19 protein-coding genes are annotated in these 17,176 nt (G+C 39.3%); 9 read left to right on the top strand and 10 right to left on the bottom strand.

From position 1 onward, the window contains the following. Positions 1-11 precede the first annotated feature (11 nt). Positions 12-659, bottom strand: a complete 648-nt coding sequence (locus LPB86_RS09515) for a DUF4142 domain-containing protein (RefSeq protein WP_230642826.1) — start codon at positions 657-659, stop codon at positions 12-14. 186 nt (positions 660-845) lie between these two features. Between LPB86_RS09515 and LPB86_RS09510 the strand changes: the two genes are divergently transcribed. Further along, positions 846-1,085: a hypothetical protein gene (locus LPB86_RS09510; protein WP_230642823.1), complete on the top strand. Its 240-nt coding sequence runs from the start codon at positions 846-848 to the stop codon at positions 1,083-1,085. Between the two features lie 445 nt (positions 1,086-1,530). Further along, the gene (locus LPB86_RS09505) at positions 1,531-2,055 is read left to right on the top strand and encodes a C40 family peptidase (protein WP_230642820.1); all 525 of its coding nucleotides are present in this window, start codon (positions 1,531-1,533) and stop codon (positions 2,053-2,055) included. On the opposite strand, the gene LPB86_RS09500 is transcribed toward LPB86_RS09505, so the two are convergent. Together LPB86_RS09500 and LPB86_RS09495 are read right to left on the bottom strand one after the other, a co-directional pair. After that, a complete protein-coding gene (locus tag LPB86_RS09500; RefSeq protein WP_230642817.1) occupies positions 2,052-2,942 on the bottom strand; it encodes a flavin reductase family protein in 891 nt (296 codons plus the stop codon). The two genes, LPB86_RS09505 and LPB86_RS09500, sit on opposite strands and share 4 nt — an antisense overlap. Further along, positions 2,942-3,937, bottom strand: coding sequence for a fumarylacetoacetate hydrolase family protein (locus LPB86_RS09495; RefSeq protein ID WP_230642815.1), 996 nt, complete (start codon positions 3,935-3,937; stop codon positions 2,942-2,944). The genes LPB86_RS09500 and LPB86_RS09495 overlap by 1 nt, the downstream gene beginning before the upstream one ends. A gap of 286 nt (positions 3,938-4,223) precedes the next feature. On the opposite strand from LPB86_RS09495, the gene LPB86_RS09490 reads away from it, so the two are divergent. From LPB86_RS09490 to LPB86_RS09480, 3 genes are all read left to right on the top strand, one after another. Beyond that, positions 4,224-5,381, top strand: coding sequence for a homogentisate 1,2-dioxygenase (locus tag LPB86_RS09490; protein WP_230642812.1), 1,158 nt, complete (start codon positions 4,224-4,226; stop codon positions 5,379-5,381). A gap of 165 nt (positions 5,382-5,546) precedes the next feature. After that, positions 5,547-6,677: a 4-hydroxyphenylpyruvate dioxygenase gene (gene hppD, locus LPB86_RS09485; protein WP_230642809.1), complete on the top strand. Its 1,131-nt coding sequence runs from the start codon at positions 5,547-5,549 to the stop codon at positions 6,675-6,677. 83 nt (positions 6,678-6,760) lie between these two features. Continuing rightward, complete coding sequence (locus LPB86_RS09480; protein WP_230642807.1) at positions 6,761-7,675, top strand: YihY/virulence factor BrkB family protein; 915 nt, start codon at positions 6,761-6,763, stop codon at positions 7,673-7,675. 7 nt (positions 7,676-7,682) lie between these two features. Here the strand turns inward: LPB86_RS09480 and LPB86_RS09475 are convergent, their stop codons facing one another. The 4 genes from LPB86_RS09475 to accC form a co-directional block, all read right to left on the bottom strand. Then, positions 7,683-7,958: a hypothetical protein gene (locus LPB86_RS09475; protein WP_230642804.1), complete on the bottom strand. Its 276-nt coding sequence runs from the start codon at positions 7,956-7,958 to the stop codon at positions 7,683-7,685. 101 nt (positions 7,959-8,059) lie between these two features. Next, on the bottom strand, positions 8,060-8,647 hold the full coding sequence (locus tag LPB86_RS09470; protein ID WP_230642801.1) for a porin family protein: 588 nt from the start codon (positions 8,645-8,647) through the stop codon (positions 8,060-8,062). A 63-nt stretch (positions 8,648-8,710) separates the two neighbouring features. Continuing rightward, complete coding sequence (locus tag LPB86_RS09465) at positions 8,711-9,301, bottom strand: riboflavin synthase (RefSeq protein ID WP_230642798.1); 591 nt, start codon at positions 9,299-9,301, stop codon at positions 8,711-8,713. A gap of 3 nt (positions 9,302-9,304) precedes the next feature. Beyond that, positions 9,305-10,789, bottom strand: a complete 1,485-nt coding sequence (gene accC, locus LPB86_RS09460; RefSeq protein ID WP_230642795.1) for an acetyl-CoA carboxylase biotin carboxylase subunit — start codon at positions 10,787-10,789, stop codon at positions 9,305-9,307. A gap of 484 nt (positions 10,790-11,273) precedes the next feature. On the opposite strand from accC, the gene LPB86_RS09455 reads away from it, so the two are divergent. Continuing rightward, positions 11,274-12,131, top strand: coding sequence for an N-acetylglucosamine kinase (locus LPB86_RS09455; RefSeq protein WP_230642791.1), 858 nt, complete (start codon positions 11,274-11,276; stop codon positions 12,129-12,131). Between the two features lie 47 nt (positions 12,132-12,178). Here LPB86_RS09455 and LPB86_RS09450 read toward each other — a convergent pair whose 3' ends face one another. Further along, a complete protein-coding gene (locus tag LPB86_RS09450) occupies positions 12,179-12,868 on the bottom strand; it encodes an NUDIX domain-containing protein (protein WP_230642787.1) in 690 nt (229 codons plus the stop codon). A 225-nt stretch (positions 12,869-13,093) separates the two neighbouring features. Between LPB86_RS09450 and pfkA the strand changes: the two genes are divergently transcribed. The 3 genes from pfkA to gap are packed head-to-tail and all read left to right on the top strand — an operon-like array spanning position 13,094 to position 15,925. Next, on the top strand, positions 13,094-14,080 hold the full coding sequence (pfkA, locus tag LPB86_RS09445) for a 6-phosphofructokinase (RefSeq protein ID WP_230642784.1): 987 nt from the start codon (positions 13,094-13,096) through the stop codon (positions 14,078-14,080). After that, the gene (locus LPB86_RS09440; RefSeq protein WP_230642781.1) at positions 14,077-14,919 is read left to right on the top strand and encodes a hypothetical protein; all 843 of its coding nucleotides are present in this window, start codon (positions 14,077-14,079) and stop codon (positions 14,917-14,919) included. Before pfkA ends, LPB86_RS09440 begins: the two co-directional genes overlap by 4 nt. A 4-nt stretch (positions 14,920-14,923) precedes the next feature. Next, positions 14,924-15,925, top strand: a complete 1,002-nt coding sequence (gene gap, locus LPB86_RS09435) for a type I glyceraldehyde-3-phosphate dehydrogenase (protein WP_230642777.1) — start codon at positions 14,924-14,926, stop codon at positions 15,923-15,925. Positions 15,926-15,981: 56 nt separating this feature from the next. On the opposite strand, the gene LPB86_RS09430 is transcribed toward gap, so the two are convergent. Together LPB86_RS09430 and LPB86_RS09425 are read right to left on the bottom strand one after the other, a co-directional pair. Beyond that, positions 15,982-16,365, bottom strand: coding sequence for a DUF3037 domain-containing protein (locus tag LPB86_RS09430; RefSeq protein ID WP_230642774.1), 384 nt, complete (start codon positions 16,363-16,365; stop codon positions 15,982-15,984). After that, positions 16,343-17,170: a HipA family kinase gene (locus tag LPB86_RS09425; protein WP_230642771.1), complete on the bottom strand. Its 828-nt coding sequence runs from the start codon at positions 17,168-17,170 to the stop codon at positions 16,343-16,345. The genes LPB86_RS09430 and LPB86_RS09425 overlap by 23 nt, the downstream gene beginning before the upstream one ends. Positions 17,171-17,176: the final 6 nt, after the last annotated feature.

Genomic DNA, 17,176 nt, shown 5'->3' with positions numbered 1-17,176 from the left:
TTTTATAATTTTTATTGGTTCTTCTTTTCTTTGCCTGTACTGATGTTTAATATATCATCCCCATTGTTCATTTTCTTTTTTTGCATAATAGAATCCAGCTTAACTGCAGCCTGATAATGAGCCTGTATTACGGGAAGGGTTTTTGAGGCAAAGATTTTAACATCCTGGTTTTCGGATTTTTGGCCGGCATTAAATAAGTCTACTGTTTTATTATGATCAGTAACCATCATTTGCACATAGTGCCTGTCAAATGCATCCCCAGCCAAAGTTTTCATCATATCCATATGCTTTTGCTCTTCTGCCGGAAAAGTGGATGGTAGCTCCAGACCTTTGCTTTTGGCAACTTCCTTAAGTTCCAAATTTGCTTTGGTATGATCAGTGACCATCATTTGTGCGAAATCTTTTACCACCGGACTTTTGGTTTTTTGAAGTGCCAGGTTACCGGCTTCAACTTCCATCATTCCGCCAATAGCCGCCTTTTTGATAAAATCTGTATCCTCTTGAGTAGTTTCGCCACCCATACTTTGTGCAGTATTTGAGGTGGTGTCTAATACTGAATCTCCAGCCAGAGTGCTGGAATTGTCCTTTTTATCAGAATTGTGGCAGGCCTGTAAAGCACATGCGCCTCCAATTAATAATGCAATAATTTGATTTTTCATGGTTAGGTGTTTTTTTTATGCTAACACCTGATCACTAAAAAGGTTTTGTATAGAAATGATTGTCTTTACCGCTTGCCTGGATTTTGCTTCGCAATTATTATTTTAAAAAAGATTGGTGTTCTTGAAAATAAAGCACTAATTCTCATAATTGATTAGCAATTCAGCTAACCATACATTTATTTAGATATGTTTGATATAAAAAACCTTTTGCTTTCTTTACAAGAAGACATTATGCAGCTTGTTGAAAATCAAAACACTGAATCAAAACCATTACACAATAGCAAAGATGCCAACGAAATTTACGAGCGACTGCTTGCGTTTAAATCGATAAAAATGAATAAAGCCGACAAAAAAAGTTTTGAAAAAGTATACTGCTTATTCCAGCTACATGCATTCTTAGTTCAAGGCAGACAATTGCAGAATTAACTTAGGCTAATATACGTAGAAGTAAAGTTGGCTTCTAGAAATCATTTGACAAAAAGATTATATAACATAATCATCATGTTTTGTACATTTGTGATGAGAGCGTTAATTTAGATGGCGGGCACCGACGGAGGTTTGTGCCCGCTTTTTTTATGCATTACCTTTTAATCACAAACTTATGGAAATATGGAGACACAACTCCATTTTCATGAAATAGATTTCGTTGACCTTCTGAAAATAAAACGGCCCACACAAGTATATCATCAATGCTTCGCTGCCATTTTGACAAATAGATTATACAACATAATCATCATGTTTTGTACATTTGTGATGAGAGCGTTAATTTAGATGGCGGGCACCGACGGAGGTTTGTGCCCGCTTTTTTATTGGCCATTAGTTTTCAACATTTTATACAAGTTTACTTTTTTTTGGATACCTTGTAAATAATATGATGAGAAAACCCTTAATTATCATGACTTTCCTGTTGTTTGGTATTACCCAGGCAAAATCACAATCTACAGGAAAAGCAGTTGAGTTGCCGGTACAAGAGCAAACAGAAACGCAGCAATCTCTACCCAGGCAATATTCAGATCAGATCATGGGCTTTGCTAAAAAGCTAATCGGCATCCCCTACAGGTACGCAACCAGTAATCCGAATGTAGGTTTTGATTGTTCTGGCTTTGTAAGTTATGTTTTTAAGAATTTTGGATTCAAAGTTCCACGTTCATCAAGTGAATTTGTAACCGCAGGAACACCCGTAAAACTGGAAAACGCGAAGGTTGGAGATGTATTGATATTTACAGGGAGCAACCCTAAAATCCGTAGAATTGGCCATGTGGGCATCATCTACTCTATAGATGGTGATGAAATCCAGTTTATCCATGCAAGTTCCGGAAAAGCAAACGGGGTAACCATTACCACACTCAATACATATTATAAAAGCCGCTTTATTAAAGCCGTAAGCATCATTTAATCTAATAGCACAACTTTAATCGCATCGGCGGTATTGCCCTTGCGCAGCATTTCTTTTGCCAGTTCATGCAACTCCCGCTGACGGTTTACGGCATCACCAATGGTGGCATCCATTATTTCTTTAACCAAAGCATGGTTCCGAATAGCATCAATTTCATCTGCACCGGGCAACTGTTCTACATTGCCTAGCATGCCCAGGTCATTGCCCGTAAGCACCATAGAATTTCTCAGGCCTTTAGGCAGGGCATCTACGCCAATACCTAATGTTGTGAGTGGTTTTGCTACTTTAAACAAGCTTTCTGGGGTTACCCTGCAATACCAATCTCCCCCTAACCTGGCTACGAGGTCAATTTTAGCCTGATCAATTTTACCTTCAGCGTCCAGAATTTCTTCTTTAATATGGATCAGTTTAATTTCGGCCAAAACCAGGTTACCAGCACCTGGCCCCTCTCCTAAACTGATGACTTCCTGAATACTGCATTCCATTTGCACAGGAGCTTCTGCTACTCTTGGCGGTTTAACCAGTACTGACGGCAACATGGTAAAACCGGCCTTTTCAAATTCATTTACACCCTTTGCATAATCTGTACTGGCCAGACTAGTTTGCTGCACCATGGCATAATCTACCATGTTGATCACACACTCTTTTACCTGGAGCACATTTTCCAGCGTATGCTTAACGGTATTGTCTCTTACCCTGCGGGCAGGAGAAAAAATGCACAAGGCTGGATTGGTGCTAAAAAGGTTAAAAAAACTAAAAGGACTCAGGTTTACATTCCCCGCCTCATCTATAGTACTGGCAAAGCAGATAGGCCTTGGCGCAATGGCATATTGCAGGTAATTTTGCAATTGCGCCGGGCTAAGTTCTGATGTTTCTACGGTTAGCATTATTTTTTAAGCGCCAGGATAGAAAAATCTGTATCGGCTTTTTTAATGATATTGTTAAGGATGCCAAGACCGGTAATTTTCATTTCTACAATATCGCCATCCTGCAACCACTGAACTTTATAGTTTGGATCATTTAACAATCCTGTACCATTTAACTCCAGGAAACAGCCTGTGCCAACGGTGCCAGAGCCAATAACATCGCCAGGTAAAATATCTGCCCCATAGGCGCAACGTTCTACAATTTCTGCAAAGGTCCAGTCCATATCGGCCATATTACCTTTTGAAACTTCTATTCCATTTACAATGCAAGTCATTTCAAGGTTATAGGTATTGCCCGTGTGATTAGCTTTCGCAGGCACTTTATAGGTTTCCAGTTCATCTGGGGTTACCAGCCATGGACCGATAACAGTAGAAAAATCTTTTCCTTTTGCAGGGCCTAAATTGAGCAGCATTTCTTCCATTTGCAATGTGCGGGCACTCATATCATTCATGATCATATAACCAGCAATGTATTGATCTGCCTCTGCCGCAGTGATGTTACGGCCTTTTTTACCAATAACAATGGCTACTTCCAGCTCAAAATCCAGCTTTTGGAAATGATCTGGCATGCATTCAATATCACCAGGCCCCATAATGGCATTGTGGTTGGTAAAATAAAAAATGGGATATTGGTCAAATTCTGCAATCATTTCTACTTTACGGTTTCTGCGTGCCGCAGCAACATGCTGACGGAAAGCATAACCGTCTCTGCAGGAAGAAGGGTGTGGCACTGGTGCCAGCAACTCATAAAAAGCTTCTTCTTTGGGGTTAATTTGTTCGGATTTAATCTGTTCATCTACCTTTTTAGCACGTTCCATTAAAACTTCGCCGCCTTGTAAAAAAGCATTCATCTCATCTGGCAATTGCTTGTCGCAAGAATTTAAGTTGTAAATATGTCCGTTTATAAAAACACCCAGGTGTTCTGTTTCTTCTGTTTTATACGATACTAATTTCATAAGTTTGATCAACTAATTGGTCAAAGCTAGAAAAAATAAAAGCAAGATGGTTATTATAAGTATCAGATAATTATCATTAGCTTTACAACGCAAAAATGAAACAGCGCAGGTTTACATATCAGAATTTAATTGCCAGCCAGGCTATGGCGGCTTTTAGGTATGCCATGCTTTCTAAACTTATTTTTGCGCAATATTCCCTTTAGTATCTAGCTATACTACTGAACGCTTACTGGCGTTCTATTCTCCATTTATTTCTATTCTAAACCATATATAATACCTTAAAGCTATGCCCATATATCATACTTTAGGAACGATTCCTGCAAAGCGACATACGGTTTTTCGTAAACCAGATGGCCAGCTCTACGCTGAAGAATTGGTATCCACAGAAGGATTTTCAAGTTTATACTCATTGGTATACCACTGTCATCCGCCAACTATTGTTAAAGCATTAGGAGAGCCTTACTCGGTAGAGCCCAAAATCGCCAGAGAAAAGCACCTTAAACATACCAGCCTAATTGGCTTTAACATTAAGCCCGAGGATGATTACCTGCAAAGCAGAAAACCTGTATTGGTAAACAGCGACCTTCACATTTCACTTGCCGCACCTAAAAACTCTATGACTGATTATTTTTATAAGAACAGTCAGGCTGATGAGGTGATTTTTATTCACCAGGGCAGCGGCACACTAAAAACGGGATTCGGGAAAATTAAATTTGCCTATGGCGATTACCTCATAATACCACGCGGCACCATTTACCAGCTGGAGTTTAACGACGAGAACAACAGGTTGTTTATTGTAGAGAGCTTTAGCCCCATCCGTACGCCTAAACGTTACCGCAATGCTTTTGGGCAATTGGAAGAGCATGCTCCTTTTTGTGAGCGTGATATTAAACGCCCTACAGACCTGGAAACCATTGATGAGCTTGGAGATTTTAAAGTACTGATTAAAAAACAAGGGATCATGTATCCATATACTTATGGTACACATCCTTTTGATTTTGTGGGTTGGGACGGTTTCCATTACCCCTGGGCTTTTTCTATCCATGATTTTGAACCAATTACAGGTCGTTTGCATCAGCCTCCCCCTGTTCACCAAACTTTTGAGGGCCACAATTTTGTAATATGCTCTTTTGTCCCGCGCAAATATGACTACCATCCATTATCTATTCCCGCTCCGTATAACCATAGCAATGTAGATAGTGACGAAGTGTTATATTATGTTGACGGGGATTTTATGAGTCGTAAAAGCGTAGTTAAAGGCCAGATTACTTTACATCCGGGCGGCATTCCACATGGTCCGCACCCGGGCACGGTAGAGAAATCTATAGGAAAGGAAAGCACGGAAGAGCTTGCGGTAATGATTGATCCTTTTCGCCCGCTGATGTTAACGGAAGATGCTTTACGCATAGAAGATGAAAGTTACCATAAAAGCTGGCAAGCGTAAAAATCACCGTTCTCTTCGAAAACTGCAGTTGAGGCGCTGCGCACAAGTGCTAAGGCTTTCTCTGAGAAGGTAATTTTTAGACCGGAAGGAAAAGCGCGGACTGAGCAGGGAATTTTTAGACAAAAAAGAACTATAACTAACTTATTTATAAAATAAAAAACAACGATGTCAACATTAACATTTGCAGAGAAAATTTCAAAGGCACAGGATTTTCTCCCTATTAATGGAACCGATTACATAGAATTTTATGTAGGAAATGCCAAACAAGCTGCACATTATTACAAAACCGCATTTGGCTTTCAATCTATTGCTTATGCCGGACCGGAAACCGGTATACGCGACCGTTCATCTTATGTATTACAGCAGGGTAAAATCCGTTTGGTATTAACTACTGCATTAAAGTCTGACCATGCTATTTCTGAGCATGTTAAAAAACATGGTGATGGAGTAAAGGTATTGGCTTTGTGGGTTGATGATGCCTATAGTGCTTTTGAAGAAACGACAAAACGTGGCGCTAAACCTTATTTGGAACCAGTTACACAGCGTGATGAAAATGGCGAAGTAAAAATGTCTGGGATTTATACCTACGGCGAAACCATACACATGTTTATTGAGCGTAAAAACTATACTGGTTCTTTTTTACCGGGTTATGTAGATTATAAAAGTGACTATAACCCTACTGAAACCGGATTATTATACATAGATCATTGTGTAGGTAATGTGGGATGGAACCGTATGAACGAAACTGTTCAATGGTATGAAGATGTAATGGGTTTTGTAAATATCCTTTCATTTGACGATAAACAAATCAACACCGAATACTCTGCCCTGATGAGTAAAGTAATGAGTAATGGAAATGGTTTCTCCAAATTTCCAATTAATGAGCCGGCAGAAGGAAAGAAGAAATCGCAAATTGAAGAGTACCTGGAATATTATGAAGGTGAAGGTGTACAACATATCGCGGTAGCTACTAAAGACATTTTGACTACCGTAAAGGAATTAAAAAGTAGAGGTGTAGAGTTTTTAAGCGCTCCGCCAGAAGCCTATTATAACATGATGCCAAACCGGGTGGGCGAAATTGATGAAGAAATTGCGCAGCTGAAGGAACTTGGTATTTTGGTGGATTGCGATGAGGAGGGATACCTCTTGCAGATTTTCACAAAACCTGTTGAAGATCGCCCAACCTTATTCTTTGAAATCATTCAGCGTAAGGGTGCTCAATCTTTCGGAGCCGGTAACTTTAAAGCTTTGTTTGAATCTCTGGAGCGTGAGCAGGAACTAAGAGGCAACTTGTAAGTTGACTTATTAAGTTCATCATATTAGAAAAGCCGGGAAGAATTCCCGGTTTTTTACTTACTTTCGTGGCACACAAGCCATAAATGTTAACATTAAGGAGATCAGTACATGAAATAAAACGGTTCGCAGTTCACTTTAGATCTGCCTTTAAGTTGTTTCAAAAGAATGATCCTCTCAGACTTGCCGGGGCAACGGCTTTTTTTGCAAATTTTGCCCTACCTCCAATCTTAATTATATTGATTCGTCTTTTTGGTTTTTTTACCGACAGAAAGGCCCTAGTCAACAATTTGTTTGAAAGATTGGGAACAATGCTTGACGATAGCAGCACCAGTCAAATCAGACAAACTTTAAGAAACATACGTGCAGTAGATCAGAACTGGTATGCCACCATCATCAGTTTTGTTTTTTTCCTTTTTGTAGCAACAACCTTATTTAGTGTAATCAAAAATTCTATGGACCAAATTTGGTCTATAGGGGCTAAGGCACATTCCTCCCTTTCCTTTAAGCTAAAACTACGGGGTCGCTCCATGGTCATTATCTTACTGGCGGGTATTCTATTTTTTGTTGGGCTGCTTACAGACAGTATACAGACCTTTATAGCTGCCTATTTAAGTACTGCGGCACCTACATTTGGAAAAGTAGTGTTAACGACTTTAAATCAAATATTATTTGTAGCAATTGTAACCGTTTGGTTCACCGTACTATTTCGGTTTTTAACCAACGGAAGACCAACCTGGAAAGTAGCAATCCGTGGTGGCATCTTAACAGGAATTCTATTTGCCTTTGGTAAATATATCCTTAGGATTATGCTGCCACTGAGTAATATTGGCAACATCTACGGCGCTTCGGGCTCCATAGTGCTTATTATGTTATTCGTTTTCTATTCTTCCTTTATCTTCTATTTTGGGGCTTGCTTTGTAAAAGTGCTAAGTGAAGCGCGCAATACACCCATTAGACCCATAAAGGGAGCTTTCAATTACGAACTAAAAGAAGTTTAGGCATTTTTTATACAAGTCTGGCGACCCGCTCAAATCCCTGCATCTCAAATACAGCAAGCTGGTCCATCAAATTGTAATGTAAGGTTCCAAAAAAATTAACAATCCCATCTTTATTTTTCCCTTCAATACAAATGCTCTCTTTAACGATATTCTTATGCTGGGCATAACTATCAGATAAAATTACATCCTCATCTGTAATACGGATGTCTTCAGCATCCATAGAAAACTGTTTCAAAAGCTCAGCAAAGTTTTGCCTGGTTAGCAATAATTCCTTGATTTTCATAATTGTACATATTAGGTTAGTCAACCAAAAACACACAATTTTAGCGCCAAAAAAAGGGTAATCTGCTATAGACTACCCTTTTCCACAAAATGTTGATAAATTTAAAATATCTTATAAGCTACACCAAAGGTAAACAAGCTTAATCTAGTATCATCATATCCACTCTTACCGATCTTGGATAGGCCTTGTTCATACCTTAAATCAAACCCTAATCTACTGATATCAAATCCAGCACCAAATTGCCATGCAATCGCCTGATCTTTAAAGTCCCCTCTAAAGGTGCTTCCTGCGGCATCACCTAAAGATTGCTCATTATCCAGAATAAAAGACACTACCGGACCAGTATTTAAACGAAATCCGATCCCCGCTGCACCAAATTTAGTACCCAACAATACAGGAACGTCTAAACTTGTAAACTTAACCTTGTTTTCCTGGCCTGAAGCAGATTTTAAATTGGTGTTTTTACCACTCAGGTACATCTCTGGTTGCACAAAAATACCAGCAGCACCAAAACGTGCGTAAAAACCTGCATAATAACCACTGCGGTTATCACTAGCCAAAGGGCTGTCTGTACTTAATTTAGATAAGTTTGTTCCTCCTTTAATACCAAACTGAAAGCTTGGAATAACCTGGCTGTAGGCTACAGCTCCGAAACAGATAAATAATGCAGATAATAGAATTCGTTTCATATGTTTTATATTAGTTTAACAAAAATATATATTTGTTTTGATACCCACGATAAACAGCTATAATTATGCCGTTTTATTCAACAACCGGGCTACGTATTTCCCTATGATGTCAAATTCCAGGTTAACCAGGTCTCCCTCCTCAACTTCCTGAAGATTAGTGTTTTCAAAAGTATACGGTATAATAAACACGGAAAATTCATTGTCCTGCGAGTTTACCACGGTTAAACTGATACCATTTACACATACAGATCCCTTTTCAACCGTTACATTTCCTAAACCCTTATCGTAACTAAAGCGGTATTCCCAACTTCCTTCCAGTGTCGCTTTTTTCACACATACCGCAGTTTGATCTACATGTCCTTGTACAATATGCCCATCTAACCGTCCGTTCATTTGCATACATCTTTCCAGATTAACCACATTTCCTTCCTTTAAATCTTGAAGGTTTGTTTTTTGGAGCGTCTCCTGGATAGCCGTTACCGTATGGCTATTCTCATCTAACTTCACTACCGTTAAACAAACGCCGTTGTGCGCTACGCTTTGGTCTATTTTCAATTCATGACTAATGGCAGAACTAATGGTATAATGGATATTATCCTGCTCTTTTACTACCGAGGTAACTTTACCAAGGGTTTCTACAATTCCTGTAAACATAGGCTAATTAAAAGTCTTTCTATTTCTTGTCCAATTGCTTGTTGCAGCAGCTACATTGGCAGAAGCAACTGCTTTTTTATTTTTAGTAAACATTGCAGCCGCTACCGCCGCAATAAAGGCTTCGTCTTCATTATTGTTTAGCAAGCTGCCGGGTTTAAAATATTTGCCCACAAAATGCGTATCAAAATTACCTGATGCAAAGGCCTCATGCTGCAGCACAAACCTACCAAAGTTGAGCGTGGTTTGTATGCCCGAAATGTCATATTCATCAATAGCCCTTAGCATCCTGGAAATGGCTTCCTGCCTGTCTTTTCCATAAGTAATCAGCTTTGCAATCATCGGATCGTAATAAATCGGGATTTCCATACCCTGCTCAAAGCCATCATCCACCCTCACGCCATTTCCCTTCGGCGTTTTGTAAGTCTTCAAAGTTCCAATATCAGGAAGGAAATTGTTCTCCGGATCTTCTGCATACACCCTTAACTCAATAGCATGTCCTTTTATAGCAAGTTCTTCTTGTCGATAGCCTAAGGCCTCCCCCTTAGCAATCCTGATCTGCTCCTTAACCAGGTCCAGCCCGGTAATCATTTCTGTAACGGGATGCTCTACCTGCAAACGCGTATTCATCTCCAAAAAAAAGAAATTCAGTTGCTCGTCAAGTATAAACTCTACTGTACCCGCTCCTGTATATTTTACCGAACGGGCTACATCAACTGCACAGCGCCCCATTTCGGCCCTTATTTCAGGAGTTAAAACACTAGATGGTGCTTCTTCAATTACCTTTTGATGCCGGCGCTGCACCGAACATTCCCGCTCAAATAAATGAACAATGTTGCCATGATGGTCTCCTAATACCTGAATTTCTATATGCCTTGGAGAAGATACGTACCTTTCTATAAAAACAGCACCATCGCCAAAAGAAGATATAGCTTCACTAATGGCCAATTTCATTTGTTCTTCGAACTCTTCTAGTGCATTCACCACCCTCATTCCCTTTCCACCACCACCTGCCGCAGCTTTGATGAGGATCGGAAAACCTACTTCCGCAGCCCTTTGCTTTGCTTCGGCCACGTCTGTAATGGCCTGATCGGTTCCGGGCACCATAGGGATTTGATAACTGAGAGCCGCAGCTTTGGCGGATAACTTATTGCCCATAACTTCCATAGCCTCTGCCGAGGGGCCAATTAAAATTAAACCCGCAGCTTTTACCATACGCGCAAACTCAGCATTTTCTGATAAAAAACCATAACCCGGATGTATGGCATCGGCCCCTGTAGTTTTACAAGCGGTAATGATGTTGTGCCCCAGTAAGTATGACTGATTTGAAGGAGCGGGACCAATGCAGATGGCTTCATCTGCATAACGGACATGCAGAGCTGAGCGGTCTGCCTCTGAAAAAACAGCCACTGTTTTTATGCCCATCTCCTTAGCAGAGCGCATAATGCGAAGTGCAATCTCCCCCCTGTTTGCAACTAGTATTTTGTTCATCACATTTACATTTGTTTTTAAAGATAATAAAGGCTTTATAATTTAGGCACATAAAAACAGTATAAAACGGCCTTTAACTGTTATGGCTTAAAAATATTACAATAAAATAAGTGCATTGGAAAATCTTGATTTCATTTACAAAAAACACAAACCAAAAGAACATTAAACGCTGATAAACAATCATTTAATTCAGACCTTCAGAAATCATTTTTTTAAAATTCTAAACCATCGGTAAATGGAAATGTTATTTTAAAATTTGGATTTTAAAATAACTAGCGTACTTTAGCCTTAGTGTTATTTTAACAATAAGTCATTTTACAGCTAAAAAGCGCTGTAAATAGTGATTAAGACAAGCTTATATAACATAAAAAAGAGCAAAACCAAAACTAAATAATAGATATGAAAAGAGAGCAACCAATGAATGTATACGGTCATTCGCAATTATCAACAATTTTTAAATGTATTCAAAAAAAATCAAATTAAGATGATAGTAATTGCAGACGGTGGTTCAACTAAAACCAATTGGTGTTTAATTAATGAAGCTGGAAGAAAGATTCATTTTAACACAGAAGGATACAATCCGTATTTTTCATCTACAGCATACATCATTGACTCTTTAAAGCTTACGCTTCCTGATCATTTAGAGACAGACAAACTTAAAGCTGTTTATTATTATGGCGCTGGTTGTTCTACAGACGAGAATAAAAAAATTGTTGCAGATGCCATGCAGGAGATTTTCCCTAATGCAAAAGTTGACATTGGCCATGACTTACTTGCATCTTGCAGGGCTTTACTTGGTGACGAGGCAGGATTTGCAGCTATTTTAGGTACCGGTACCAACACCTGCTTATACGATGGTGAAGACATTACTTTAAACATAGACTCCTTGGGATACTTTCTGGGTGATGAAGGTAGCGGTTGTTATATCGGCAAACGCATCCTGGGCGATTACATGAAAGGTTACATGCCTAAAGGTTTAAGCGAACGTTTTTTTGATACTTTCGGTTTAACAAATGATGACATTTATGACAACATCTACAACAAACCTTTACCTAACCGTTTTTGTGCCAGCTTTAGTAAATTTCTTTACGAAGCCAAAGACGATTTCGAAGACTATGTATTTTCTACGGTAGAATATGCTTTCACCGCATTTTTTGAAAACCTGGTAATCCACTATCCAAACTACAAAACTTACAAACTGAACTGTATTGGCTCTGTTGGTTACAACTTTAGGGATATACTGAGCCTCGTAGCAGACCGTTATGAAATGGGTGTAGGAAAAATTATCCGCTCCCCAATAGATGACCTGGTTGATTACCACATCAGAACATCAAAAGTATAAAAGTAATAAAGGTTAAGGTTGAAAGTTCGGCCTTAACCTTTAAACCCTTAAAAGGTAATCTCTTTACCAAATAATTTGGCGTATTTCCTCTTATCAAACCTGTATAAGGTAGCCGCTCTAAAGGAAACGCCCTTCTGCTTCTCATCCAGATCTTTAAGTACCCCAAAACTGAGCATCTTTTTTCTGAAGTTTCTTTTATCAAGCTTTTTCCCGATAATCAACTCATAAACATTTTGAAGTTGTGTTAAGGTAAACTTCTCTGGCAACAATTCAAAAGCAATGGGCTGATGCTTAATCCGCCTTTTTATTTTTTCCAGTCCTTTATCAAAGATATGCTGGTGGTCAAACCCAAGTTTAGGCAATTCTTCAATATTAATCCAATGTGCCTGTTTAGCATAACTTGAACGCGGCTTTAATTCTTTGTCGCCTCCCAATCGTATTAAGGCATAATAAGCAATACTCACTACCCTACCCTGCGGATGTCGGTCAACATCGCCAAAAGTATAATATTGTTCCATATAAATATCACCTAACCCGGTAAGCTCATGCAAAATTCTGGAAGCAGATTGGTCAAGGCTTTCATTCTCCCCTACCAGATTTCCAGGCAAAGCCCACCAGTCTTTAAAAGGTTCCTCATTTCTTTCAATCAAAAGGATCTTTAATTCTCCTCCGTCAAAACCGAATACAACACAATCAATAGAAAAGGTAGAATTAAACTGCGGTAAAACTTCTTTCAAAATATATCTTTTAAAATTTCAACATTAAATTAATGCTTTCCCTGTTTATTATGTGTAAAAACGTCATAGGTAATATCCTTAAAAACGGTGTAAATATAAAGATATAATTAAAGCATTACAGTAAAAAACAATTAAAGCGTTTGGCTGGCACTTTGTATGTTGTTGCAAAAATAATACAAATTAAATTACTTAGTGTAAGAAATACACACTATATTCGTGTTATAAATGAAGCCAAATATTAAAAATATAGCGGTATTAACATCAGGTGGTGATGCACCTGGAATGAATGCATGCATTAGAGCTGCCGTACGTACCGGCATATATAATGGCATCAACATGTTCGGTGTGATGCAGGGTTACCAGGGACTGATTAACAACAACATCATTCCGATGGGCGCACGCTCTGTAAGTAACATCATTCATCTTGGTGGCACGGTTTTAAAAACAGCACGCTGTTTAGATTTTAAAACAGAAGAGGGAATGAAAATTGCCTATGATAACTTAAAAGCGAATGACATTGATGGTTTAGTGGTTATTGGTGGCGATGGTACTTTTACCGGAGCGCAAAGATTTTCGCAGCGTTATGACGTAAATGTAATTGGCGTACCCGGAACCATAGACAATGACCTATATGGCTCTGACTTTACCTTAGGTTATGATACAGCCATCAATACGGTGATTGAAGCTATCGATAAGATCCGGGATACAGCAGATTCTCATGACAGGTTATTTTTTGTTGAGGTGATGGGCAGGGATTCTGGATGTATTGCTTTAAGAGCAGCAATCTCTAGTGGTGCCGAGGCGGTATTGTTGCCAGAGAAACCAACCAGCCTTGATGAATTGATTGAACAACTTGAAATTGGTGCCGCAACTAAAAAATCTTCTAGTATTGTAATTGTATCCGAAGGCCATAAAGCTGGTGGCGCGTATGATATTGCCAAGAAAGTTAAAGAAAGATTTAACCACTATGACACCAAAGTTACTATATTAGGCCACTTACAAAGAGGAGGTAGCCCAAGTAGCTTTGACCGTATTTTAGGGAGTCGCTTAGGTTTTGCTGCTATTAATGAATTATTAAAAGGCAATACAGAACAAATGGTGGGTTTACGTGGAAACGAAATTAAAACAACCTCTATAGATGAGGCTTTAACTAAACATACTTTTAAGCTGGAGGCCGATTTGTTAGAAATGGCAAAGGTTTTATCTATATGATAGCTGTAGTTTACAGCGGTTCTAAAACCGCATTCTGGAAAATTGCCGATGAAGGGAAAGTCATTGCAGAATGTACTATGCCTGGCATTAACCCTTGTTTAAACGAGGCAAAAACAATCCTTAGTCAACTTAACAAAAAAGCTACGCTGGTTAACCATGCAGAGCAAATCAAAAAGATTTATGTATTTGCTGCAGGAGCGTCTTCTGAAGACCGTAAAAAAGAACTGGCCCGCACGTTAGAAACTTTTTTTAAGCGCAGTAAGGTTGCTGTTAAAGATGATTTGTATGGCGCAGCATTAGCGGCATGCTTTAACCATAGTGGTATTGTTGGCCTATTGGGTAGTGGAGCAAATTGCGCATGGTTTGATGGCAAGACCCCGCAAAAAAACAACTTTGGTCTTGGCTTTGTACTTGGCGATGAGGGCTCATCAAATTACCTAGGTAAAAAATTAGTGATCGCTTTTTTAAAAGATGAACTTCCTGCTGAGCTAAAAGCTGAATTTGACTTGAAATATAATCTTGAAAGACCACAAATCTTTGAGCGGATTTACAGAAAGCCGCTGGCACAACAATTTCTCAGCAACTTTTTAGATTTCTTTATAGAGCACAAGGCAAACCCTTTTATCATCAACATTATTGATGAAGCGTTTGACAGCTATTTTAAAATTTATTTATTACCTACAGTGAAGCAACACCCCAATCAGCAAATTCATTTTGTTGGTTTGGTTGCCGCAAAATTCCAGGATCGTTTGCGCCTGATGGCAGCAAAATATAACCTGGAAATTACATCAGTGATTAAAGAACCTATTTATAATTTATTAAATTACTATTCAAACTAATACAATGAGCAAAATTGGAATTAACGGCTTTGGCCGTATCGGCAGACTGGTTTTTAGAGCTGCATTAAAAAGAGGATTAGACATCGTAGCCATCAATGACCTTATTGAGCCAGATTATATGGCTTATATGTTAAAATATGATTCTACGCATGGCCGTTTTGATGGAACAATTGAGGTGATAGATGGAAATTTAGTGGTAAACGGAAAATCCATCCGCATTACTGCAGAACGTGATCCTGCAAACTTGAAATGGGATGAAGCTGGTGTAGAAACTGTAATTGAATCTACCGGTTTATTTTTAACCCGTGCTGACGCTGAAAAACACATTGCTGCTGGTGCTAAAAGAGTAGTATTCTCTGCTCCTGCTAAAGACGCAGACATCCCTACTTATGTAATGGGTGTTAACCACCATAAATTAACCGCAGATCAAACTATTGTTTCAAATGCATCTTGTACAACCAACTGTTTAGCACCAATTGCTAAAGTATTAAATGACAACTTTGGTATTGTAGAAGGCTTAATGAGTACCATCCATGCGGTAACTGCAACTCAGAAAACAGTTGACGGCCCATCTGCTAAAGACTGGAGAGGTGGACGTGGTGGTTTCTCTAACATCATCCCTTCTTCTACTGGTGCTGCTAAAGCGGTAGGAATGGTTCTTCCAGAATTAAAAGGAAAATTAACCGGTATGTCTTTCAGGGTTCCTGTGGCTGACGTATCTGTAGTTGACTTAACTGCCCGTTTAGAAAAACCGGCTACTTACGAAGAAATTAAGGCTGCAATGAAAGCTGCTTCTGAAGGCGAATTGAAAGGTGTATTGGCTTATACTGATGAAGAAGTTGTATCATCTGACTTTATAGGTGATGATCATGCTTCTATATTTGATGCCAAAGCAGGGATTTCATTGAATGATAACTTTGTAAAAGTAGTATCATGGTATGATAACGAATGGGGCTATTCTTCTGCATTAGCTAAATTTGTTGAATATTACGGCACACTTAAATAGTCATCCATATTTAAAGCTAAAACGGGATACCATTCATTTGGTATCCCGTTTTTTTATTAGAGTACCAGTTGCTGGTACAGTTCATTCAGTTTATCTTCTGCATCTGTGCAAAAACCCGGATGCACCCTGGAGGTTTGCAGCACTGTGCTACGCATAGCTGTAAGCCACCTGAACCGGGAAGCCGGGTCCAGTAAAGCAATTGGTCCGCTATTTTTATCTCCTGCACTTATCCGCTGAAAGGCCAAAAGATGTGCTTCTACTTCATCTAAATCCAGATCACAACAAAAAACCTGTAACCGTTGTTCATTTAAGGTAAACAGCGCCTTTAAAAAACGTTGTTTTGCACAATACACTATTACACCCACATTTATGAATTCTTCACGTTCTACCCTTGGCATTACGCGAATTACGGCATACTCAAATAATTGCTTGTCTTGCATGCTGTGCCTCATGTAAAAATACTTCCGAATGTTGGATCCTGATCTCCAAAAATTTTGCGTAAGCCTGTCTTTGGGCTGCCGGCGATTCAAACAACTCTTCAATCAACCACTCATCTGGAATTAAAGCCACAATGGAATGGATCAGTGATGAAGATAAGATCTGTTTGAACTGCTGATCTACCGCTTCCAGTTCCGAAGCAAATGGCAAAAGAACGTGGTCTTTTATTAATGCAAAAGGACGTTTGGCTTGCTCCTCCCAGTTTTGCCAGGAATGATGAAAATATAGAGAAGCCCCATGATCGATAAGCCATAATTCTTTATGCCAAATCAGCATATTGGTATTACGGGCAGTACGATCCATATTGGTCAAAAGACAATCCAACCACACAATTTGCGAGGCCAGTTTAGCATCTACAATATTCACGGCTGAGTCAAACGTAATTGCCGTGGAGAGGTAATGCAAGGCTAAATTTAGACCAACGCTCGCCTTTAACAAATCCTGAATTTCCTCATCCGGCTCCGTACGTCCAAACGCCTCATCAAGATTAGCCAGTACAATTTCAGGGACTTTAAACCCCAGTGCACGTGCCAACTCACCACCAATAATTTCTGCAATAAGTGCCTTAATCCCTTGTCCCGCACCGCGGAATTTCAATACATATAAAAAATCATCATCTGCTTCCGCAATAGCGGGCATAGAACCACCTTCACGTAATGGTGTTACGTACCGGGTTACATTAACCATCCTTAAAGGCTCTAATGTTCCCGGTGCTGAAGGCGTCAGTGGAAACTGCTTGTCATTCATGCAGCA

The organism is Pedobacter sp. MC2016-14 (assembly GCF_020991475.1).
Lineage (GTDB): Bacteria > Bacteroidota > Bacteroidia > Sphingobacteriales > Sphingobacteriaceae > Pedobacter.
The sequence above is the reverse complement of the archived record's forward strand: the minus strand, read 5'-3'. Positions and strand labels throughout refer to the sequence as shown.